Below are 20826 nucleotides of genomic sequence, written 5' to 3'. Positions count from 1 at the left end.
CGGTCAGCAGGCGCCTGGAAGAGGCTCTTTTCACCCCGGGATCATGGGGTCGCGCGCGCCCGCGCGTGGAGCGGTTGACCTTGGTTCGCCTGAACGGGTGAGGCGGTGGCTATGGAGGTTTGAGCCAGTCTTGAGGTGTGCGCGATCGATCACCGGCCTTTTCTCAAAAGGTATTTGTCGGTTTCGATCATTCGGTGACCATCACCTCGTCGGGCCTTTGAGGTGTGACGAAGAACGGATCGCCAATTTCCGCTTTCGCTCGCTCCGTTGGGCAATGATCAGTACATTCGGCTCGGACAGGAGTCCGACCCGTCCGGACCGCTGCAGGACTAAGGCTTGGAGACCCGATGGAGCGCCCCGCCTGGGCCCCGCCAGGCATCGACATATCGGTGCCGAGCGTGTCCCGCATCTACGATTACTACCTGGGCGGCTCCCATAATTTCGAGGTCGACAGGCAGGCGGCCCGCCGGGCCATGGAATTCCTGCCGGGTCTGCCAAAGATCATGCAGGCCAACCGGGCATTCATGCGCCGTGCCGTGCGGTACGCCGTCGCCCGGGGCGTCACGCAGTTCCTCGACATCGGCTCCGGCATCCCCACCTTCGGCAATGTCCACGAGGTCGCACAGGCCGCCAGCCCCGAGGCGCGCGTGGTCTACGTCGACCACGACCCGGTGGCCGTCGCCCACAGCCAGGCCGTCCTGGCCGGCACCGCCCGGACGGGCGTGGTCGCCGCCGATCTGCGCAAGCCCGAGGAGATCCTGACCGCCCCCGAGACCTGCCAGGTGCTCGACCTGAACCGTCCGGTCGCCCTGCTGCTGGTCGCCGTCCTGCACTTCCTGGAGGACGCGGACGATCCCTACGCCGCCGTCGCCCAGCTGCGCGACGCACTGGCCCCCGGCAGCCTCCTGGTCCTCACGCACGCCTCCTACCAGGGAATCCCGCTCCCGGAGGAAGTCGCGGTCGGTGCGGTCGGGGTCTACCGGGACATCCGCAACCCGCTCGTCATGCGCGACGCGGAGCAGATCGAGCGCTTCTTCGACGGCTTCGGCCTGGTCGAGCCCGGCCTGGTGCCGATGCCCAACTGGCGGCCCGACGGGACCGACGGGCCGGAGGGCGAGGCCGCGGACGAGGACCCGTACGCCTTCTCCGGCTTCGCGGGCGTGGGACTCAAGACGTGAGACTGCCGGCACAGACGGCGGGCGACACGGGCGCGCCGAAGGGCGGTCTGGAGGACCGGATCGCACGGTTCGCGACCATCTGGGGGCGGGCGATCTTCCCGGTCACGGCGACCTCGCTCACCCGGAGCGAGTTCGAACAACACCTCGTACCGCTCACCCGCACCCTCGTCGAGGCCCTGCGCGCACGGCCCTTCGACGCCTCCGTCGGCCAGCGCGTCGGCACGGAACTCGTCGCAGTGCACTGCACCGACCCGGAGGCACTGGCCGGCACGCTCGGCGTCGTCGAGTCCTACCTGGTGCTGTACTGCGGTCCGGAGGGCCCCGACGCCGAGAGCGTCGAGGGGACCGAGGAGTATCGGTCCCGCTGCGCCCGGCTCCAGCACGGCATCGCGGCCGGATTCGCCCGAGCCCTGCGCGAGCGCACCCTCAGGGAGCAGGAGGCCATAGCCCGCTCCGCCCTGACCGCCCGCATCGACGCGCAGCAGGCCCTGCACGCCAGCGAGGCCCGTTTCCGGGCGGTCTTCGAGGGCGCCGCCATCGGGATCGGCATCGCCGATCTGGAGGGCAACGTCCTGGAGGTCAACGACACGCTGCTGCACATGTTCGGCGGCATGGACGGGCACGTCCGGGGCCGCAACGTCAGCGAATGGGGACACCCCGACGACACCCCGCACGTCTGGCGCATGTACGGCGAACTCGTGCGCGGCGAGCGCGAGAACTACCGCGTCGAGAAGCCGTACTACCGGCACGACGGAACCGTCCTGTGGACCAACCTGACGGTATCCCTGCTGCGGGACGCCGAGGGCGTCCCGCAGTACCAGCTGGCGCTGATGGAGGACACCACCGAGCGCCGGCTGCTGAACCTGCGGCTGCGCTACGAGGCCACCCACGACGCCCTGACCGGCCTGCCCAACCGGACGCTGTTCTTCGAACGCCTGGAGAAGGCGCTGGGCGGAGCCGGCGCCACCCGCTTCGGCCTGTGCTACCTCGATCTCGACGGCTTCAAGGCGGTCAACGACAGCCTCGGCCACTCGGCAGGCGACCGGCTGCTGGTGGAGGTCGCCGACCGGCTGCAGAGCTGTGCGACCGGTCCGGGAGAGGTGGTCGCCCGGCTCGGCGGCGACGAGTTCGTGGCACTGACCACCGGTCCCGACACGGAGGAGAAGTCCACCGAGCTCGCCGTGCGGATCCTCTCCGCCCTCTCGGTCCCGATCCGGCTGGAAGGCCGGGAGCTGACGGTCCGGGGCAGCATCGGCATCGTCGAGGGTCCCGCGCGCGAGCGGACTCCCGCGGAGGTGCTGCGCAGCGCCGACATCACCATGTACCGGGCCAAGGCGGCCGGCGGCAACCGCTTCGAGTTCGCCGACGCCGCGGCCGACGCGCGCGCCATCACCCGGCACGGCCTGACCAACGCCCTGCCGGCGGCGCTGGAACGCGGAGAGTTCTTCATCGAGTACCAGCCGCTGGTGCACATGCACGACGGCAGCGTGCACGGTGCGGAGGCACTGGTGCGCTGGTCGCACCCGCAGCACGGGGTGCTCGGCCCGGACCGCTTCATCCCGCTCGCCGAACGTACCGGGCTGATCGTGCCCCTCGGCCGCTGGGTCCTGGAGGAGTCCGTCCGCCAGGCCCGCAACTGGCAGCACCAGCAGGGCGGCGCCACCCTGCGGATCAACGTCAACCTGTCACCGACCCAGCTGCACCACCCCGGCCTGGTCGCCGATACGATCCGCGTCCTGGAGTCCTCGGGCCTGGCCCCGGGCTCGCTGTGCCTGGAGGTCACCGAATCGGCCCTGATAGGAGCCGACGACGAACTCCTCGAACCGCTGCGCCGGCTCGCCGCCCTGGGCGTGGACATCGCCCTGGACGACTTCGGCACCGGCTACTCGAACCTGGCCAACCTGCGCCGCCTGCCCGTCAGCGTCCTGAAGCTGGACCGCTCCTTCACCAAGGGAATGCAGCAGCACCCCGCCAACCCCGTCGACGTCAAGATCGTGGAGGGCATAGTCGCCCTGGCCCACAGCCTCGAACTCGCCGTCACCGTCGAGGGTGTGGAAACCGGCGCCCAGGCCGCCCAGCTCCGGGCCCTCGGCTGCGATACGGCCCAGGGCTGGTACTACGCCCGCCCCGGCGCCCCCGACCGCATCCACGCCCTGTCCCTGTCGGACGCGGTGCCCACCCTCTGACCGCTGCCGGGTCGGACCTTCCCGGGGGTCGGGGCCTCCCGGGTCGGACCTTCCCAGCTCGGACCTTCCCGGGCGGGGCCCTCCCGGGTTGGCCGCTCGCGGGTGGCGATTCCCGGGCTGCCCAGTCCCGGGTCCGGGCCCGGCCGGGTCATTCCAGGCCTGCCTCCGTGCCCCGGCCCGGCTCGCGGACGGCGGCGAGCACCCGCTCGTAGCGCCGGGCCGTATCGGCGAGGAGCTCGGCGGCCACCGGGAGCCGCTCGGCCTGGTACGCGTCGAGCGCCTCCTCCCCGGCCGCCCCGGCGAGGGTGGCGGCCAGCGCCCGGCCGAGGGCGGCAGCGTCCTGGATGCCGGTGTTCATGCCCAGCCCGCCGGCTATCGGATGCACGTGTGCCGCGTCCCCCGCGAGGAAGACCCGGCCCTCGCGTATCCGGGTGGCCATGCGGACGTTGACCCGCCAGGTGGAGAGCCAGGTGGGCTCCGCCAGCCGTATCCCCGGCATCCGGGCATGCCGGTCGAAGAGCCGCTGGAAGCTCTCCAGCGAGGGCGGCAGCGACTCGCCCCGTTCGTCCGTCTCGGGCGCGGCCTGCAGTTGGAAGGTGTCCGTCCCCGGCATCGGGCAGAGCAGTATCCCGCCGCCCTCCGAGGTGAACCACTGGTGCCAGAACTCGCGGCTGAGCCCCGGTGCCCTGACGTCCCCGAGGACCATCGCCGGTTCCTTCTCCCCGTTCCCCTCGAAGGGGATCCCGAGGAGTCCGCGGGTGGTGCTGTGCCCGCCGTCGCACCCCGCGAGATACCCGGCTCCGATCACGGTGCCGTCCTCCAGCTCCGCACGGACGCCGGCCTCGTCCTGGGTGATTCCGGCGAGCCGGGACCCGTACTCGACGCGCACGCCCAGCTCGGCCAGCCGGTCGCGGAGCGCCTCCTCGACCTGCCACTGCCCTATGAGCAGGCCTCCGTCGACGGTGGTGTCGTTGATGTGCGTCCCGTCGAAGTATTTGCGCAGCACCACGCTGGCCCGGCCCTTCGCCGTCACGGCATCGGCCACGCCGAGCTCCCCGAAGACCTCGAGGCTGGCCGGCCGGAGTCCCTTGCCGCGCGACTCGCGGTGCGGAGCCGGGCGGCTGTCGAGGATCCGGACGGTGATGCCCTGCTGTGCCAGGTGGCAGGCGAGCGTGAGGCCGGTCGGGCCGGAGCCGACGACCAGCACGTCCGGGGCCGGCCGGGCCGGCGGGGCCGGCAGGTTCGTTGTGTTGGTCATCGGGTGTCCCCTCGTCGTCGTTGTCTCAAGGAAAGCGCCTCGAGGAAAGAAATGCAACCCGGTTACAAAAATAACCGGGTCACTCATTCGTGTTATCCTGTGCCCATGGAGAACACGACGGGTCTGCGCGAGAACAAGAAGCTCCGTACCCGCCGCCAGCTGGCGGCCACGGCGCTGGAGCTCTTCCTGGAGCGCGGTTTCGACGCCGTCTCGGTGGCGGACGTCGCCGCGGCGGCCGAGGTCTCCAAGCCCACGCTGTTCCGCTACTTCGCCAGCAAGGAGGACCTGGTCCTCGACCGGTTCGCCGACCATCAGGACGAGGTGGCGCGCCTCGTGCGGGACCGCGGCGCGGGTCAGACTCCGGTGGCGGCGGTGCGTGCGCACTTCCTGGAGGCGCTCGCCGACCGGGATCCGATCACCGGGCTGTGCGACCACCCGAACGTGCTGGCCTTCCAGCGGCTGCTGTTCACCACCGCCAGCCTGGAGTCGCGGCTGACGCACTACACCTCGCGCGAGGTGGAGCTGCTCGCCGCCGTGCTCGAAGTCGAATCGGTCGATCCGCTTACGGCGCGGCTTTCGGCGGAGTATCTGGTCGGGGCCCGTCGGGAGCTCGGGCGGGAGAACTTTCGCCGGATCGATGCCGGGCAGAGTGCGGATGCGGCGCATTCGGCTGCGGTGGCTGATGCGGAGCGGGCGTTCGGGCTCTTGGCGGGGGGGCTTGACGGGGCTCTGCCCGTGCGTCGGGGCTGACCGGATCCCCCCCCGTGCCCGGCAGCCGGCACCGGGCACCCGGTGCCTGCGACCCTGCGGCCGCGCCCGGTGCCTGCGACCCGCCGCCCGGCACCCGGTGCCTGCGACCCGGTACCCGGAAGTGGGCGCCGGGCGTGTGCCGCTGCGCGGGGCCGTCCCCTACCCGCCCTTCCCCCGTTCCCCGGGGCTCCGCCCCGGACCCCTGTCGGGTGCGGCGCCGTTGCCGGGGGCCAGCCCCCGGACCCCCGCGCCTCAAACGCCGGCGGGGCTGAAAAGTCCCCGGGCGGGCTGGAAGGGGGCGACGGCCGGGCTGGAAGGGGGCGCCGGCCGGGCCGGGAGGGGGCGACGGCCGGGCTGAAAGGTCGCAGGCGGGGCTGGAAAGTCGCGGTGGGGCTGGAAGGTTGCCGGGCCGGTTCAGGGGTCAGGTCAGGAGGGTGCGCTTCAGTTCGCGGGCCGCGCGTGGGGGTGCCACGTCCGTGCGGTGGGCCAGGGCGATCGTGCGGCGCAGCGGGGAGCCCGCCAGGGGTGTGGTCCGCAGGCCGGAGCCCGCGCGGCCGGCCACCATGGCCGGGACCACCGCGATGCCGAGCCCCGCGCGCACGAAGCCCAGTACCGCGTCCATCTCGCCGCCCTCCACCGTGAACACCGGCTCGAAGCCCTCCGCCCGGCAGGCCGCCACCGTCAGGTCCCGCAGGTCGTAGCCGTGCCGGAACATCACCATCGGCTCTTCGCGCAGCGCGGACACCGTGAGCGGACCGCCGCCCGCCGGGGGCGGGAGGGCCGCCGAGGAGATCACCACCAGGTCCTCCGTCAGCAGCTCCACCGTGGTCAGCGCCGGAGCCGAGGGGGGCAGCGGCAGGGCGATGAGCGCGAGGTCCAGGGACCCGCGCGCGAGCTCTCGTACGAGGTCCAGCGAACCACCCTCCTCGATCAGCAGCTCGATCCCCGGATGCGCGGCGTGGAAGGTCCGCAGTACGTCCGGCAGCAGGCCCGTGCACACGCTCGGAGTGGCCCCCAGCCGGACCCGTCCGCGCCGGAGCTGCGCCAGCTCCTGCACCTCCAGGCGGGCCGTGTCCGCGTCGGCGAGGATCCGGCGGGCCAGCGGCAGCAGGGTCTCGCCGGCGTCGGTGAGTGCGATGTTCCCGCGCGCCCGGCTGAACAGCTCGGCGCCCAGTTCCCGTTCGAGCGCCTTGATCTGCTGCGACAGCGAAGGCTGGGCCACGTGCTCGCGCTCGGCCGCACGCGTGAAGTGCCGGGTCTCGGCGACGGCGACGAAATAGACCAGCTGCTGGAACTGCATGCCCCCAGGCTAGCGCCCGCATAGGCTGCACCTATCGACTTCAGCTCCGTCATGTCTTGGACCTTTCGGGACCTTCGTCCTTACGGTCGATGGCATGGCACTGGCAACGCGGACGGGTCGACGGCCGTCCACCACGCGAACACTCTGGGACTCCTCCGTCGGCAAGAAGTCCGTGATGGCCGTCTCCGGCCTGATCATGCTCGGCTACCTGGTCGTGCACATGCTCGGCAACCTCAAGATCTTCTTCGGGGCGGACGAGTTCAACGGATACGCGCACTGGCTGCGCACCCTCGGCTCGCCCTTCCTGCACCACGAGTGGGCCCTGTGGATCGTCCGCGTGGCCCTGGTCGCCGCCGTCGTGGCGCACGGGGTGTGCGCGTACCGGCTCAGCCGCCGCGACATCAAGGCGCGCCCGGTGAAGTACGCCCACAAGCGCCGCAGCGCGAGCTACGCCACCCGAACCATGCGCTGGGGCGGCGTCATCCTCGCCCTCTTCATCGTCTGGCACCTGCTCGACCTCACCACGCTCACCGTCAACGAGCGCGCCTGGGCCGGGCATCCCTACGAGAACGTCCTGGCCACCTTCTCCACCTGGTACGGCAACACCATCTACCTCGTGGCGATGGCAGCCCTCGGACTGCACGTCCGCCACGGCTTCTGGAGCGCCGCCCAGACCCTCGGCGCGGGCAACGCCCGACGGGACCGGACGCTGAAGTTCCTGGCCAACGCCCTCGCCCTCGTCCTCTTCGCGGGTTTCGTGTCCGTACCCGTCGCCGTCATGACCGGAATGGTGAGCTGACCATGAGCGGAACCACGGGCGTCCCCTACGCCGACTACACCACCGGCGAGCCGATCGCCGACACCAAGGCCCCCGAAGGCCCCATCGCCGAACGCTGGGACCGCCGCCGCTTCGAGGCCAAACTGGTCAACCCGGCCAACCGGCGCAAGCACACCGTCATCGTCGTCGGCACCGGACTGGCCGGCGGAGCGGCCGGCGCGACCCTCGCCGAACAGGGCTACCACGTGGTCCAGTTCTGCTTCTCCGACTCCCCGCGGCGAGCCCACTCCATCGCGGCCCAGGGCGGCATCAACGCCGCCAAGAACTACCGCAACGACGGCGACTCCGTGCACCGCCTCTTCTACGACACCGTCAAGGGCGGCGACTTCCGCGCCCGCGAGTCCAACGTCCACCGCCTCGCCCAGATCTCCGTCGAGATCATCGACCAGTGCGTGGCCCAGGGCGTCCCCTTCGCCCGCGAGTACGGCGGCCTCCTCGACACCCGTTCCTTCGGCGGAGTCCAGGTCTCCCGCACCTTCTACGCCCGCGGCCAGACCGGACAGCAGCTGCTGCTCGGCGCCTACCAGGCGCTCTCGCGCCAGATCGCCGCCGGAAACGTCGAGATGCACGCCCGCACCGAGATGCTCGACCTGATCACCGTCGACGGGGTGGCCCGCGGCATCGTCGCCCGCGACCTGGTCACCGGCGCGATCGGCACGTACTACGCCGACGCGGTCGTCCTCGCGAGCGGCGGCTACGGAAACGTCTTCTACCTCTCCACCAACGCCATGAACTCCAACGCGACCGCCGTCTGGCGGGCGCACCGGCGCGGCGCGTACTTCGCCAACCCCTGCTTCACGCAGATCCACCCCACCTGCATCCCGCGCACCGGCGACCACCAGTCCAAACTCACTCTGATGAGCGAGTCGCTGCGCAACGACGGCCGCATCTGGGTGCCCAGGGCCGAGGGGGACACCCGCCCCGCCGCCGACATCCCCGAGGCGGAGCGCGACTACTACCTGGAGCGGATCTACCCCTCCTTCGGAAACCTCGTGCCCCGTGACATCGCCTCCCGCGCGGCCAAGAACGTCTGCGACGAGGGCCGCGGCGTGGGCCCCGGCGGCCAGGGCGTCTACCTGGACTTCGCCGACGCCATCCGCCGCATGGGCAAGGAGAAGGTCGCCGAGAAGTACGGCAACCTCTTCGAGATGTACGAGCGGATCACCGCGGAGAACCCGTACGAGGTCCCCATGCGGATCTACCCCGCCGTGCACTACACGATGGGCGGACTATGGGTCGACTACGACCTCCAGACCACCGTCCCCGGCCTGTTCGCGATCGGCGAGGCCAACTTCTCCGACCACGGAGCCAACCGCCTCGGCGCCTCCGCCCTCATGCAGGGCCTCGGCGACGGCTACTTCGTCCTGCCCTCCACCATCAACGACTACCTCGCCCGCCACCCCCACCAGGAGGCCGTGGACGACACCCACCCCGAGGCCGCGGCCGCCGTCCGCGAGACCCGCGACTGCCTCGCGAAGCTGCTCGCCGTCGACGGGGACCGCACCCCCGACTCCTTCCACCGGGAGATCGGCGAACTGATGTGGGAGTACTGCGGGATGGCCCGGACCGAGGAGGGCCTGCGCAAGGCACTCGCCCGGATCCCGGAGATCCGGGACGAGTTCTGGCGGCGGATCAAGGTGCCGGGCAGCGGCGAGGAGTTCAACCAGTCGCTCGAGAAGGCCAACCGCATCGTCGACTACCTCGAGCTCGCCGAGCTGATGTGCCTCGACGCCCTCCACCGCGCCGAGTCCTGCGGCGGCCACTTCCGCGAGGAGTCCCAGACCCCGGACGGCGAGGCCGCCCGCCGCGACGAGGAGTTCGGGTACGCGGCCGCCTGGCAGTACACCGGAACCGGCGCCGCCCCCGTCCTGCACAAGGAAGACCTCGTCTTCGAGTACGTCCACCCCACCCAGCGGAGCTACGCATGAAGCTCACCCTGCGCGTCTGGCGCCAGAAGAACGCCGCCGCCCCCGGCACCATGGCCTCGTACGAGGTCGACGGGATCTCGAAGGACATGTCCTTCCTCGAAATGCTCGACACCCTCAACGAGGAGCTCATCCTGCGAGGGGAGGACCCGGTCGTCTTCGACCACGACTGCCGCGAGGGCATCTGCGGTGCGTGCAGCCTCGTCATCAACGGCGACGCCCACGGGCCGGAGCGCACCACCACCTGCCAGCTCCACATGCGCTCCTTCACCGACGGCGACACCATCGACGTCGAACCCTGGCGGGCGTCGGCCTTCCCGGTCGTGAAGGACCTGGTCGTCGACCGAAGTGCCTTCGACCGGATCATCCAGTCCGGCGGCTACATCACCGCCCCGACCGGCGCCGCCCCGGAGGCCCACGCCACCGCCGTACCCAAGCCGGACGCCGACTTCGCCTTCGAGCACGCCGAGTGCATCGGCTGCGGGGCCTGCGTGGCGGCCTGTCCCAACGGCTCCGCGATGCTTTTCACCTCTGCGAAGGTCAATCACCTGAACGTGCTCCCGCAGGGCTCGCCGGAGCGCGAGACCCGTGTCCTGGACATGGTGGCCACCATGGACGCCGAGGGATTCGGCGGCTGCACCCTGACCGGCGAGTGCGCGACCGCCTGCCCCAAGGGGATCCCGCTGCCGTCGATCGCCGCGATGAACAGGGAATGGCTGAGAGCGGTCCGCCAGGCTCCCCGCTGACCCCTATGTCCTATCTGACCTGTGGGTTTCATGAGAATGGGGTGGGGGCCGGAAGATCCTGTTCATCTTTCGTGCACTGGCCCGTAAGGTGAGTTACGGCCACCGGGGGCTGCCGACAAGGCGGGGCCGCTGAGCGCGTCCACGAGCCCTGAGGTGATCATGAGTGGCATCCGTCGGCATCTGAGCTGGATGCCCTTCCAGCCCCGGAGCTGGATGCCGGTCCCGAAGCGGGCACCGGAGCCGGGACCCGACGCGCAATCCGCGGCGGAATCCGTGGCGGATTCGCGCGCGGCCCTGGCCGCCGCCCGGGAACAGCGGATCCTGGCCCACGCCGGCGAATCCGGCAGCGTCGTCGAACACGGGGGCCGGCTGGCCGTCGTACGGGACGACCTGCTGCCGGCCCAGCTGGCGGAACTGAACCTCCGGGCGGTCGCCGAGGCACTGGAGGCGGCCGCACTGCCGTACGGACTGGTTCCCGACGGCGAACTGGTCCACCGGGTGGCGCTCGCCCCCGGAAGCCGCGCCGCCGCGCTCGCCGCCTGCGCGGAGGGCTTCGCCGGCCGGCCCGTCTACGCCGACCTCCTCGGCTACGGCACGGCGCTCGGCACCACCCTGGCCGAGGACCTGCCCGAGGCCGTCGCCGCGGCGGAGGCCGAGGCCTGCGACGGCGCCGTCGTCGCCGGCATCCGGCTCTACCTCCCCGTGGTCACCTCGGGGTACACGCTCCACATGGGTGCCGAACAGGGCTGTGACCTGGAGTTCTGGAATCCGGCCGACGGTCCGGGCGGGGTCGCCTCGCTCAGGGAGACCCCCTTCGGATGGTGGGTGCCCTCGCTGGCGGCCACCGCGAGCCGGCGCATCGGAGACCGGGACTATCCGGTGATGACGGCCCTCGACCGCCGTTTCCCCGAGGACATCGACTTCCCCGTCGACGCCGTGGTCACCTGGGTGGACGGCGCGGACCCCCAGTGGCGCCACCGCAGGGACACGGCATCCGCATCCGGAGCCACCGACGCCGGCGCGGCCGCCGGATCGGATCCGGCCGAATCCGAAGGCGGAGCCGGGGCCGGGGTCGGGGTCGGGGTCGAGGCCGGGGCCGGGGCCGGGGCCGGGGCCGGGGCTGGAGCCGGGGCCCAAGCCGAGGCCGACAGCGCCGACCACCGCTTCCGGGACCGCGGCGAGCTGCGCTACTGCCTGCGCTCCATCGCCGCCTACGCGCCCTGGATCCGCCAGGTCTTCCTGGTCACCGACGACCAGGTGCCCGACTGGCTGGCGGTGGAGCACCCCGGGCTCACCGTGGTCCCCCACCGGGAGCTGTTCGAGGACCCCGGCGTCCTGCCCGTCTTCAACTCGCACGCCATCGAGACCCAGCTGCACCGCATCCCCGGCCTCGCGGAGCACTACCTCTACTTCAACGACGACATCTTCCTCGGCCGCCCGCAGCGGCCCCAGAACTACTTCCTGCCCTCCGGGCTGCCGAAGGTCTTCCACGACACGCGGGCCGTCCCGCCCAGCTCTCCGGACAGCCACGACGACGTCTTCACCGCCTCGCAGCGGGTGACCCGCCGCAAGGTGGAGGCGCTCGCGGGCCGTACGTACCCGCGCATCCTGGCGCACGCCCCGTACCCGCAGAGCCGCTCCCTCTACGCATGTCTCGAGGAGCAGCTGCCCGGCGGACTCGCCGCGACCAGCCGCTCCGTCTTCCGCAGCGCCGCTGACCTCGCCCCCGTCACCCTCTCCCTGCACCTGGCACTCGCCCAGGGGCGGGCCGTGGAAGGGGACCTGGTCACGGCCTACGTGTCCACCGGCCGGGCCGAGGAAGTCCAGCGGCTGGGCGGCCTCCTGCGCGACCGCGGCACGGACGCGTTCTGCCTCGCCGACGACTCGGAGAGCGAGTTGTCCCCCGAGGCGCAGCAGCGTGCGCTCAAGGCCTTCCTGGAGGCCTACTTCCCCGTCGCCTCCCCGTACGAGGCCCCGGCCCGGGCCGTCGTGCGGCGCCGGAGCGCCGGGAAGGACCACCGGACGTCCGCCGATCGGATGATCGGAGCGGCGCCCGTCGTGCCGTGACCGGCGGCCCTACCGGGCATGGGTGACAGTGGGCCCATGCCTCAAGCCCCCGCCGGATCCGGCCCGCGCCGCCGTACCGTGCTGGCCGCCGCCCTCACCCCACTGGTGGCGGCAGGCTGCGCCGGGGAAGAAGACCCCCCGGCCCCGCGCCCCGGCCCCGGGACCGCCAAGGACGCGCTGGTCATGCTGATCCGGCACGCGGAGAAGCCCTACGCCGGGGACACCGGCGAGGACGACGAGGGCAACGAGGACCCCGGCTTCCTCGCCGGCCGGGGATGGCGCAGGGCCCAGGAGCTGCCCGCACTCTTCTCCCCGGCCCGGGGCGCGGCCCTGCCCCGCCCCGGGGCCGTCTTCGCGGCCGGCGGGAAGAAGGGGGCGCCCGAGCGGTGCCGCCAGACGGTCGGGACGCTCGCCACCGCACTGCGCACGCCCGTCCGTGCGGAATTCGCCGTCGGAGCAGAGCCGGCCCTGGCCCGCGCGGTGCTGGCCGCGCCGATGCCCGTCCTCGTCTGCTGGGAGCACCAGGGCATGCCCCGCCTGATCCGGGCCCTCGGGGCGCAGGACGTACTGGGACTGCCCGCCGCCTGGCCCGACCGCTACGACCTGGTGTGGATGTTCACCCGCCGGCAGGGCGTGTGGAGCTTCCGGGAGCACGCGCAGCACCTGCTCTCGGGCGACGCGTAGAGCAGCCCGGAAACACCGCCGGGGGATCCGGTCCTGCCGGTCCGGTACGGGCGTACGCTGAGAAGTGGACTCGGGGCAGTCGTGCGCCGGGAGGTTGACGGTCATGTCTGGAATCGTGCGAAGAGGCTTCGATTCCGCCGACGAGACGCGTCGGTTCGAGGACGGCAAGGGCAGGCTCGACCTGCTCAACACCGACCACGGGCCGGTCGGCAGGGCCGTGTTCGAGCCCGGCTGGCAGTGGTCGGAACACATCAAGCCCATCGCGGGAACCGCCAGTTGCGAGGCCGCTCACGTGGGCTACATCATCAGCGGCCGGATGAAGGTCGTCATGGACGACGGCGAAAGCATCGAGGCGCTGCCCGGGGACTTCATCCAGATCGACCCCGGACACGATGCCTGGGTGATCGGTGAGGAACCGTGCGTCGTCCTCGACTGGCAGGGCTACGGGGACTTCGCCAAACCCGCCGACGCGTGAACGGGTAAACGGGTAAACGGGTGAACGCGTGAGCGGGTGATCGGGTGAGCTACCGCCGTCTCGCGAGGGCCCGCTCCAGATAGGCGGCCGTGCGGCTGCCGGTGGCCCGGGCCACCTCGGCGGGCGTGCCCGAGGCCACCACCCGGCCGCCGTCCGCGCCGCCACCCGGTCCCAGGTCGATGACCCAGTCCGCGCCCGCCACCACCGCCATGTCGTGCTCCACGACCACCACCGAATGCCCGGCGTCCACCAGCCCGTGCAACTGCCGCAGCAGCACCGCCACATCGGCCGGGTGGAGCCCGGTCGTCGGCTCGTCCAGCAGGTAGAGGGTGTGGTCGCGGCGCGTTCGCTGGAGCTCGGTCGCCAGCTTGATGCGCTGCGCCTCACCGCCCGACAGCTCCGTGGCCGGCTGTCCCAGGCGCAGGTATCCCAGGCCGATGTCCGACAGCGCCGACAGGCTCCGCGCCGCCGCCGGGACCCCGGCGAAGAAGGAGGCCGCCGATTCCACCGTCAGGGCGAGCACCTCCGCGATGTTCAGCCCCGAGTAACGGACCTCCAGGGTCTCGGAGTTGTACCGCGCACCGGCGCACTCCGGGCACGGGGCGTACGTACTGGGCAGGAACAGCAGCTCCACCGAGACGAAGCCCTCGCCCTGGCAGGATTCGCAGCGCCCACCCGGCACGTTGAAGGAGAAACGGCCCGCCTTCCAGCCCCGCGCCTTCGACTCCGGAGCCGCCGTGAAGAGCCGGCGGACCACGTCGAACAGACCCGTGTACGTGGCGAGGTTGGACCTCGGGGTGCGGCCGATCGGCTTCTGGTCCACCTCCACGAGCCGCCGTACCGGGAAGTTCGGCTCCGCCAGCCGCTCGCGGACCTCCCGGGCGAGCACCTGGCCCACCAGGGTGGACTTGCCCGAACCCGACACGCCCGTCACGGCCGTGAACACCCCGAGCGGGAACTCGGCCGTCAGGTCACGGAGGTTGTGCCGTTCCACACCGCTGAGCCGGACGGACCCGGTCGGCCTCCGCGTCGCCCGTACCGTCCGCTCGTCCGCGCGCAGGGTCCCGAACAAGTGCCGCGCCGTCGCCGACTCCGCCACCGCCGCCAGTCCCGCCGGCGGCCCGCTGTGCAGCACCCGCCCGCCGTGTTCCCCGGCCAGCGGACCGACGTCCACCAGCCAGTCCGCGTGCCGCACCACGTCCAGGTGGTGCTCCACCACGAACACCGTGTTCCCGGCCTCCTTCAGCCGGTCCAGTACCCCGAGCAGCGCCTCGGTGTCGGCCGGGTGCAGCCCTGCCGACGGTTCGTCCAGTACGTACACCACGCCGAACAGTCCCGAACGCAACTGCGTGGCCAGCCGCAGCCGTTGGAGCTCGCCCGCAGACAGGGTCGGAGCGCCGCGGTCCAGGCTCAGGTAGCCCAGCCCGAGCTCGGTGACCGGGCCGATCCGGGAGCGCAGGTCCTCGGTCAGGACCCGGGCGGCCTCGCCGCCGCCGTGCGCGGTGGCCAGTACCCCGTCCAGCTCGGTCAGGGCCAGAGCCGCCAGCTCCGCGATCGTGCGGCCCGCGAAGGTCACGGCCAGCGCCTCCGGACGCAGTCGCCGCCCCTCGCACCCCGGGCACGGGGAATCGGTGAGGAACTTCTCGGCGCGGGCCCGGAGGGTGGCGCTCCGACTGTCGGCGAACGTCCGCATCACGTACCGGTGGGCACTCATGTACGTGCCCTGGTAGGGCCGTTGGATCCGGTCGGCCTCCCGCACCGGATGCACGGTCACCACCGGCTGTTCCTCGGTGAACAGGATCCACTGGCGGTCCTCCGCCGTGAGCGACCGCCAGGGCGCGTCCACGTCGTGGCCCAGCGCGTCCAGGATGTCGCGGAGGTTCTTGCCCTGCCAGGCCCCCGGCCAGGCGGCGATGGCACCCTGACGGATCGACAGCCCGGCGTCCGGCACGAGCAGTTCCTCGCTCGTGCGGTGCACGCGGCCGAGCCCGTGACAGGAAGGGCAGGCCCCGGCGGCGGTGTTGGGGGAGAAGGCGTCGGAGTCCAGCCGCTCGGCGCCGGGGGGATGGTCGCCGGCCCGCGAGAACAGCATCCGCAGGGAGTTGGACAGCATGGTCACCGTCCCGACGGAGGACCGCGACCCGGGGGAGGAGCGGCGCTGCTCCAGTGAGACGGCCGGCGGCAGCCCGGTGACGGAGTCGACCTTCGGCGCGCCGATCTGGTGGATCAGGCGGCGGGCGTACGGAGCCACGGACTCGAAGTACCGCCGCTGGGCCTCGGCGAAGAGCGTACCGAAGGCCAGCGAGCTCTTCCCGGAGCCGGAGACCCCGGTGAACACGGTCAGCGCGTCGCGCGGGATGTCCACGTCGACCCCGCGCAGGTTGTGCTCCCGGGCGCCGCGGACGCGGACGTAGGGATCATGGGCGTGCGGGGCATGTGGGGTGTACGGGGCGGCGGGCCGGTGCATTGGTCCCAGTTTAGTGTCCGGAGAGGGCGGACTGCCCGGCGAGGTCCGCGTGCCCCGCCAGGCCGGCCAGCCGGGCGAGCCTGCCGAAGGAGTCCAGCAGCGCCGTCCGGTCGTACGTGGACGTGGTCACCAGCAGCTCGTCCGCCCCGGTCAGCTCCGCGATCGCGGACAGTTCGGCCGCGACCTGGTCCTCCGTGCCGTGGACGTGCCCCGCGAGGGCGCCCTCGTACAGCTCCCGCTCCTTGGGGGTCATGGCGAGGGCGTCGATCTCCCCGGCCGGGCGGAGCGGCGGGAAGCTCCCCCGGGTGCGGGAGTACGCGACGGCCCACGCCTCCGGGACCAGGATCCGGCGGGCGGCCGCGGCGTTGGCGGCCACCGCGACCGTTCCGGAGACCACGACGTACGGCTCCGCGCCCCAGCGGGAGGGCCGGAACTCCTCGCGGTACGCCGCGACGATCTGCGCGACCCGTGCGCGGGTCCGCAGGTCTCCCACCACCAGCGGCAGCCCGGCCCGGGCCGCGATGCCGGCCCCCTCGCCGGTGGCCAGCACGTACGGCGGGATCCGCAGCCCCTCCGCCGGGCGGGCGTGCACCTCGGGGTGGGCGCGCTGGGAGCCGTCGAGCCAGCCCAGGAGCTCCGCGAGCTGCTCCTCGAACCGGTCGGCGTCCCCGGTGTCCCGGCCGAGCGCGCGGCGGATCCCGCCGGTGAAGCCGACCGAGCGGCCGAGTCCCATGTCGATGCGGCCGGGGAAGAGCGACTCCAGCACCCCGAACTGCTCCGCGACGACCAGCGGCTGGTGGTTGGGCAGCATCACCCCGCCGGTGCCGACGCGGATCCGGCCGGTCGCCCCGGCGACGGCGGCGGCCAGCACGGTGGGCGCGGAACCGGCGACGCCGGGCACGCTGTGGTGCTCGGAGACCCAGAACCGGTGGTAGCCGAGCCGCTCGGCGGCGCGTGCCAGCTCCACGGTGTCGCGCAGGGCCTGCGCGGCGGGGTGCCCCTCACGGGTGCGGGACCGGTCGAGTATCGAGATTCTGCTGATCACACAGGGGTCAACGCGCTGGGGCCGCCAACATTTCCCGGGACCTCCCGCCGGCGGTGGTCCGGAGCCTGCCGCTGCTTAGGCTGGCGGTGTGACCGAGACTCAGAACCGCAGGCCCCTGGCCGTCTTCGACATCGACAACACCCTGGCCGACACAGGTCACCGCCAGCACTTCCTGGAGCGCCGGCCGCGCGACTGGAGCGGATTCTTCGGCGCGGCGCCCGCCGATCCGCCGCTCGCCCGCGGGATCGCGCTCGCGGTGGAGAGCGCGGCCGACTGCGAGGTCGCGTACCTCACCGGCCGCCCGGAGCGGTGCCGGGCGGACACGGTGGACTGGCTCGCGCGGCACGGGCTGCCCGAGGGGCGGCTGTGGATGCGCGGGAACCAGGACCGGCGGCCCGCCCGGACGACCAAGCTGGAGGTGCTGACGCGGATCTCGCGGGGCCGTGAGGTGCGGATGCTCGTGGACGACGACGAGCTGGTGTGCCGGGCGGCGCGCGAGGCGGGCTTCCGCGTGGTCCTGGCGGACTGGGCGGCGGACGCGCCGGAGCTCAAGGACGCGCAGGAGGGCGAGGGGCGCACCTGACATCCCCGGGACTGCCCGATGGCCTCTGCGGCGACTCCTCGGGCAGCCCCCGCAGGGACCTCGGGCAGCCCCGCAGGGACCTAGGGCAGCCGGGGGACCTCAGCAGCCCCGGAGGGGCCTCAGGCCTCGCCGTCGAGCCGGAAGCCGACCTTGATGCCCACCTGGTAGTGCGCGACCTCGCCGTTCTCGATGTGCCCCCGGATCTGCGTGACCTCGAGCCAGTCCAGATGGTGCAGGGTCTCGGCCGCGCGGGCGATGCCGTTGCGGATGGCCTTATCGATGCCCTCGTTGGACGTGCCCACGATCTCGGTCACCCGGTACGTGTGATTGGACATGGGGGTCTCCCGACACTGGGTGGCTGTTGCCTTGTTCTACGGTGCCCCAGTAAGTCCGGGTCCGCGAACTTTGCGCGAAGGATCCACAGCGATACCCCCTTGACCCGCGCATTGGTCCATGCCAATTTTCAAGCCATCTGAGATTCATCCCCAGAAGGTGACTTTTCGTGAAGATGCGCTTCCTTGCCGTGTCCACCGCTCTCGTGGCCGCGACCGCCCTCACCGGCTGCAGTCCGGCCGGATCGGCGGCCGGTCCGCAGAAGGTGACGCTCTGGTTGATGAAGGGCAGCGCCTCCGACGATTTCATCAGCCAGTTCACCAGCACCTTCGAGCGGGAACACCCGGCCATCGACCTCGACGTCAAGATCCAGGAGTGGAAGGGCATCGGGGACAAGGTCAACGCCGTGCTCGCCGGGACGAGCAAGGAGGGCGCCGACGTCATCGAGGTCGGCAACACCCAGGTCGCCCAGTACGTCGAGACCGGCGGCGTCAGCGAACTCACCCTCGAAGCCCTGCGCGAGTGGGACGGCAAGGACTGGCTGAAGGGTCTCTCCGACCCCGGCAGCGTCAACGGCGCCCAGTTCGGCGTCCCCTGGTACGCCGCCAACCGCGTGGTGATCTACAACAAGGACCTGTTCGCGAACGCCGGGATCAAGGCACCGATCAGGACCCGCCAGGAGTGGATCCAGGCCACCCAGAAGCTCGACAAGGGCAGCCAGCAGGGCATATACCTGGCCGGGCAGAACTGGTACGTCCTCGCCGGCTTCGTCTGGGACGAAGGCGGCGAACTCGCCGTCGAAGGCGGCGGCCAGTGGCTCGGCACCCTCGACGACGAGAAGGCCCTGGCCGGCATGGAGTTCTACAAGCAGCTCCAGGCCCTCGGCAACGGCCCCAAGGACGCCGACGAGGAGACACCCCCGCAGTCCGACGTCTTCGCCCGCGGCGGGATCGCCCAGATCATCGCCCCGCCCGGCCAGGCCGCCGCCATCGAGGCCGCGAACCCCGAGCTCAAGGGCAAGCTCGGATTCTTCCCGATCCCCGGCAAGACCGCCGACAAGGTGGGCGCCGTCTTCACCGGCGGTTCGGACCTGATCGTCCCGGAGAAGACGAAGCAGCGTAAGAACGCGGTCGCGCTCATCACCGCCCTGGTCAGCGAGAAGTGGCAGACCGAGCTCGCCCGCACGATGAGCTACGTACCCAACAAGACCACCCTCGCGCACGTGGTCCAGGGCAACGAGGGCGCCACCGCGATGGCCCCCGGCGCCGCCCAGGGCCGCGCCACCCCGAAGTCCGCCCGCTGGGCCGAGGTCGAGGCCAAGAACCCGATCAAGCCCTTCATGACGGCGGTCCTCACCGGCCAGGACCCCGAGGAGGCCGCGAAGACGGCCTCCGACAGCATCAGCAAGGTCCTCAGCTCCGACCGCTGACCGGCCGGGGCCCACCGGGCGGGGCGGGCCCCGCCCGGCAAGTTCAGCGTTCGCACATCCAAGGGCCGCGAAGCGGTCATGTCGAATCCAGCCGGTCACGGAAGAAGTAAAGGAGCCAGGCCGCACACCTGCCGGCCTGGCTCCCGTGCCGGACCAGGAGCCGCCATGACCATCGCCCCCCTGTCCCCGTCCGCCGTGTCCCCGTCCGCCTCCGTGCTCGCCTCTGCCCCTGCCCCTGTGCTCGCTCCCGCCCCTGCCCCCGCCCGGCCCGCGGTCGAGACACCCGCACCCCGCTACGCCGTACGCCTGGCCCGTGACGAGGACGAGGTGCGCGCCGCCCAGCGGCTGCGCCACCTGGTCTTCGCCGGCGAGCTCGGCGCCCGGCTCGAAGGCCCGGAGCCGGGCCTGGACGCCGACGCCTTCGACGCCTACTGCGACCACCTCCTGGTCGTCGACGAGGAGACCGAGCAGGTGGTCGGCACCTACCGGCTGCTGCCCCCCGAACGCGCCGCCGTCGCCGGACGCCTCTACTCCGAGGGCGAGTTCGACCTCTCCGCCCTCGCGCCCATCCGCCCCGACCTCGTCGAGGTCGGCCGCTCCTGCGTCCACCCCGACCACCGCAACGGCGCCGTCATCGCCCTCATCTGGGCCGGCCTCGCCCGCTACATGGACCGCTCCGGGCACAACTGGCTCGCCGGCTGCTGCTCCATACCGCTCGCCGACGGCGGGGTCCTCGCCGCCGCCACCCGCGAGAACGTCCTCACCCGCAGCCTCGCCCCCGTCGAGTACCGGGTCACCCCGCACCTCCCCTGGAGCCCCGAAGGCATCGACTTCCCCGCCCGGATGGAACTGCCCCCGCTGCTGCGCGGCTACCTGCGCCTGGGTGCCTGGGTCTGCGGCGAACCCGCCCTCGACTCCGAGTTCGGCTGCGCCGACCTGTACGTCCTGCTCTCCCTGCGCCGCACCAACCCCCGCTACCTCAAGCACTTCCTCTCGCTCGCCCCGGTCGCATGAGCGTCTGGCTCCCGACCTCGCCCTGCACCCCCGTCGTCTGCGCCGACCACGGGGGCCGCACCGCGAGCGTGCCGCGCGCCGTACTGCGGCTCGCCGCGGCCGTCGCCCTGATCCTGCTCGGGATACTCGGCGCCCCGCCGCTGCGCCTGCTGCCGGAGCGGCCCCGGCACCTGGTCGTCCGCGCCTGGGCGGCCGCGCTGCTGGGCGCCTTCGGCCTGCGGATCACCGTCCACGGCAGCCCGGGCCCGGACGGCGGCCGCCTGATCGTCGCCAACCACATCTCCTGGCTCGACATCCCGCTCGTCGCCGCCGTCATGCCCTCCCGGATGCTGGCCAAGAGCGACATCCGGAGCTGGCCCGTCCTCGGCCCGCTCTCCCGGCAGGCCGGCACCCTGTACATCGAGCGCGACCGGATCCGCGCCCTGCCCGCCACCGTCGACACCGTCGCCCGGGCCCTGCTCGCCGGCGACCGCGTCACCGTCTACCCCGAGGGCTCCACCTGGTGCGGGCGCGCCCAAGGGCCCTTCCGCCGGGCCGCGTTCCAGGCC

17 protein-coding genes and 1 pseudogene are annotated in these 20826 nt (G+C 72.1%); 13 read left to right on the top strand and 5 right to left on the bottom strand.

Annotation, left to right across the window (positions count from 1 at the left end; genetic code table 11):
* The first annotated feature begins 347 nt into the window (after positions 1-347).
* Complete coding sequence (locus OG904_RS01935) at positions 348-1178, top strand: SAM-dependent methyltransferase (protein ID WP_405486680.1); 831 nt, start codon at positions 348-350, stop codon at positions 1176-1178.
* Positions 1175-3364 carry a putative bifunctional diguanylate cyclase/phosphodiesterase gene (locus tag OG904_RS01930; RefSeq protein WP_405486678.1) on the top strand — a complete coding sequence of 730 codons (2190 nt, stop codon included), beginning with the start codon at positions 1175-1177 and terminating at the stop codon, positions 3362-3364. Before OG904_RS01935 ends, OG904_RS01930 begins: the two co-directional genes overlap by 4 nt.
* A 148-nt stretch (positions 3365-3512) precedes the next feature.
* On the opposite strand, the gene OG904_RS01925 is transcribed toward OG904_RS01930, so the two are convergent.
* Positions 3513-4622 carry an FAD-dependent monooxygenase gene (locus OG904_RS01925; protein WP_405486676.1) on the bottom strand — a complete coding sequence of 370 codons (1110 nt, stop codon included), beginning with the start codon at positions 4620-4622 and terminating at the stop codon, positions 3513-3515.
* A 105-nt stretch (positions 4623-4727) separates the two neighbouring features.
* Here OG904_RS01925 and OG904_RS01920 point away from each other — a divergent pair, with 105 nt between their 5' ends.
* A complete protein-coding gene (locus OG904_RS01920) occupies positions 4728-5372 on the top strand; it encodes a TetR family transcriptional regulator (RefSeq protein WP_405486674.1) in 645 nt (214 codons plus the stop codon).
* Between the two features lie 421 nt (positions 5373-5793).
* On the opposite strand, the gene OG904_RS01915 is transcribed toward OG904_RS01920, so the two are convergent.
* Positions 5794-6672 carry a LysR family transcriptional regulator gene (locus tag OG904_RS01915; RefSeq protein ID WP_405486672.1) on the bottom strand — a complete coding sequence of 293 codons (879 nt, stop codon included), beginning with the start codon at positions 6670-6672 and terminating at the stop codon, positions 5794-5796.
* A gap of 94 nt (positions 6673-6766) precedes the next feature.
* Between OG904_RS01915 and OG904_RS01910 the strand changes: the two genes are divergently transcribed.
* From OG904_RS01910 to OG904_RS01885, 6 genes are all read left to right on the top strand, one after another.
* On the top strand, positions 6767-7471 hold the full coding sequence (locus tag OG904_RS01910) for a succinate dehydrogenase cytochrome b subunit (RefSeq protein WP_405486670.1): 705 nt from the start codon (positions 6767-6769) through the stop codon (positions 7469-7471).
* Positions 7472-7473: 2 nt separating this feature from the next.
* Positions 7474-9438: a fumarate reductase/succinate dehydrogenase flavoprotein subunit gene (locus OG904_RS01905; RefSeq protein WP_405486668.1), complete on the top strand. Its 1965-nt coding sequence runs from the start codon at positions 7474-7476 to the stop codon at positions 9436-9438.
* A complete protein-coding gene (locus tag OG904_RS01900) occupies positions 9435-10181 on the top strand; it encodes a succinate dehydrogenase/fumarate reductase iron-sulfur subunit (protein WP_405486666.1) in 747 nt (248 codons plus the stop codon). The genes OG904_RS01905 and OG904_RS01900 overlap by 4 nt, the downstream gene beginning before the upstream one ends.
* Before the next feature lie 159 nt (positions 10182-10340).
* On the top strand, positions 10341-12248 hold the full coding sequence (locus OG904_RS01895) for a stealth family protein (protein ID WP_405486664.1): 1908 nt from the start codon (positions 10341-10343) through the stop codon (positions 12246-12248).
* Positions 12249-12284: 36 nt separating this feature from the next.
* Positions 12285-12932: a hypothetical protein gene (locus tag OG904_RS01890; RefSeq protein WP_405486662.1), complete on the top strand. Its 648-nt coding sequence runs from the start codon at positions 12285-12287 to the stop codon at positions 12930-12932.
* A gap of 103 nt (positions 12933-13035) precedes the next feature.
* Positions 13036-13407 carry a cupin domain-containing protein gene (locus OG904_RS01885; RefSeq protein WP_405486660.1) on the top strand — a complete coding sequence of 124 codons (372 nt, stop codon included), beginning with the start codon at positions 13036-13038 and terminating at the stop codon, positions 13405-13407.
* A gap of 49 nt (positions 13408-13456) precedes the next feature.
* Here the strand turns inward: OG904_RS01885 and OG904_RS01880 are convergent, their stop codons facing one another.
* Positions 13457-15874, bottom strand: a complete 2418-nt coding sequence (locus OG904_RS01880; RefSeq protein WP_405486658.1) for an ABC transporter — start codon at positions 15872-15874, stop codon at positions 13457-13459.
* 10 nt (positions 15875-15884) lie between these two features.
* Positions 15885-16919, bottom strand: coding sequence for an LLM class flavin-dependent oxidoreductase (locus OG904_RS01875; RefSeq protein ID WP_405486656.1), 1035 nt, complete (start codon positions 16917-16919; stop codon positions 15885-15887).
* Between the two features lie 88 nt (positions 16920-17007).
* Here OG904_RS01875 and OG904_RS01870 point away from each other — a divergent pair, with 88 nt between their 5' ends.
* A complete protein-coding gene (locus OG904_RS01870; protein ID WP_405486654.1) occupies positions 17008-17502 on the top strand; it encodes a hypothetical protein in 495 nt (164 codons plus the stop codon).
* Positions 17503-17621: 119 nt separating this feature from the next.
* On the opposite strand, the gene OG904_RS01865 is transcribed toward OG904_RS01870, so the two are convergent.
* On the bottom strand, positions 17622-17837 hold the full coding sequence (locus tag OG904_RS01865; protein WP_405486652.1) for a dodecin: 216 nt from the start codon (positions 17835-17837) through the stop codon (positions 17622-17624).
* A gap of 167 nt (positions 17838-18004) precedes the next feature.
* Between OG904_RS01865 and OG904_RS01860 the strand changes: the two genes are divergently transcribed.
* The 3 genes and pseudogenes from OG904_RS01860 to OG904_RS01850 form a co-directional block, all read left to right on the top strand.
* Complete coding sequence (locus OG904_RS01860; RefSeq protein ID WP_405486650.1) at positions 18005-19264, top strand: extracellular solute-binding protein; 1260 nt, start codon at positions 18005-18007, stop codon at positions 19262-19264.
* Positions 19265-19429: 165 nt separating this feature from the next.
* Positions 19430-20278, top strand: coding sequence for a GNAT family N-acetyltransferase (locus OG904_RS01855; protein WP_405486648.1), 849 nt, complete (start codon positions 19430-19432; stop codon positions 20276-20278).
* Positions 20275-20805: pseudogene (locus OG904_RS01850) on the top strand (lysophospholipid acyltransferase family protein); the annotation flags it as partial. The gene OG904_RS01855 and the pseudogene OG904_RS01850, both read left to right, overlap by 4 nt.
* Positions 20806-20826: the final 21 nt, after the last annotated feature.

Origin of the sequence: Streptomyces sp. NBC_00096 (genome assembly GCF_045041305.1) — a bacterium.
In the GTDB taxonomy this organism is placed as follows: Bacteria; Actinomycetota; Actinomycetes; order Streptomycetales; family Streptomycetaceae; genus Streptomyces.
Note: the sequence above shows the minus strand (reverse complement) of the source record. Positions and strands in the feature narration are given on the sequence as shown.

What these genes read in the sequence shown, in the direction of transcription:
- OG904_RS01935 (WP_405486680.1), top strand. Translation starts at nt 348, where the DNA reads ATGGAGCGCCCCGCCTGGGCCCCGCCAGGCATCGACATATCGGTGCCG.
- OG904_RS01925 (WP_405486676.1), bottom strand. Translation starts at nt 4,622, where the DNA reads ATGACCAACACAACGAACCTGCCGGCCCCGCCGGCCCGGCCGGCCCCG.
- OG904_RS01920 (WP_405486674.1), top strand. Translation starts at nt 4,728, where the DNA reads ATGGAGAACACGACGGGTCTGCGCGAGAACAAGAAGCTCCGTACCCGC.
- OG904_RS01915 (WP_405486672.1), bottom strand. Translation starts at nt 6,672, where the DNA reads ATGCAGTTCCAGCAGCTGGTCTATTTCGTCGCCGTCGCCGAGACCCGG.
- OG904_RS01910 (WP_405486670.1), top strand. Translation starts at nt 6,767, where the DNA reads ATGGCACTGGCAACGCGGACGGGTCGACGGCCGTCCACCACGCGAACA.
- OG904_RS01905 (WP_405486668.1), top strand. Translation starts at nt 7,474, where the DNA reads ATGAGCGGAACCACGGGCGTCCCCTACGCCGACTACACCACCGGCGAG.
- OG904_RS01900 (WP_405486666.1), top strand. Translation starts at nt 9,435, where the DNA reads ATGAAGCTCACCCTGCGCGTCTGGCGCCAGAAGAACGCCGCCGCCCCC.
- OG904_RS01895 (WP_405486664.1), top strand. Translation starts at nt 10,341, where the DNA reads ATGAGTGGCATCCGTCGGCATCTGAGCTGGATGCCCTTCCAGCCCCGG.
- OG904_RS01890 (WP_405486662.1), top strand. Translation starts at nt 12,285, where the DNA reads ATGCCTCAAGCCCCCGCCGGATCCGGCCCGCGCCGCCGTACCGTGCTG.
- OG904_RS01885 (WP_405486660.1), top strand. Translation starts at nt 13,036, where the DNA reads ATGTCTGGAATCGTGCGAAGAGGCTTCGATTCCGCCGACGAGACGCGT.
- OG904_RS01880 (WP_405486658.1), bottom strand. Translation starts at nt 15,874, where the DNA reads ATGCACCGGCCCGCCGCCCCGTACACCCCACATGCCCCGCACGCCCAT.
- OG904_RS01865 (WP_405486652.1), bottom strand. Translation starts at nt 17,837, where the DNA reads ATGTCCAATCACACGTACCGGGTGACCGAGATCGTGGGCACGTCCAAC.
- OG904_RS01855 (WP_405486648.1), top strand. Translation starts at nt 19,430, where the DNA reads ATGACCATCGCCCCCCTGTCCCCGTCCGCCGTGTCCCCGTCCGCCTCC.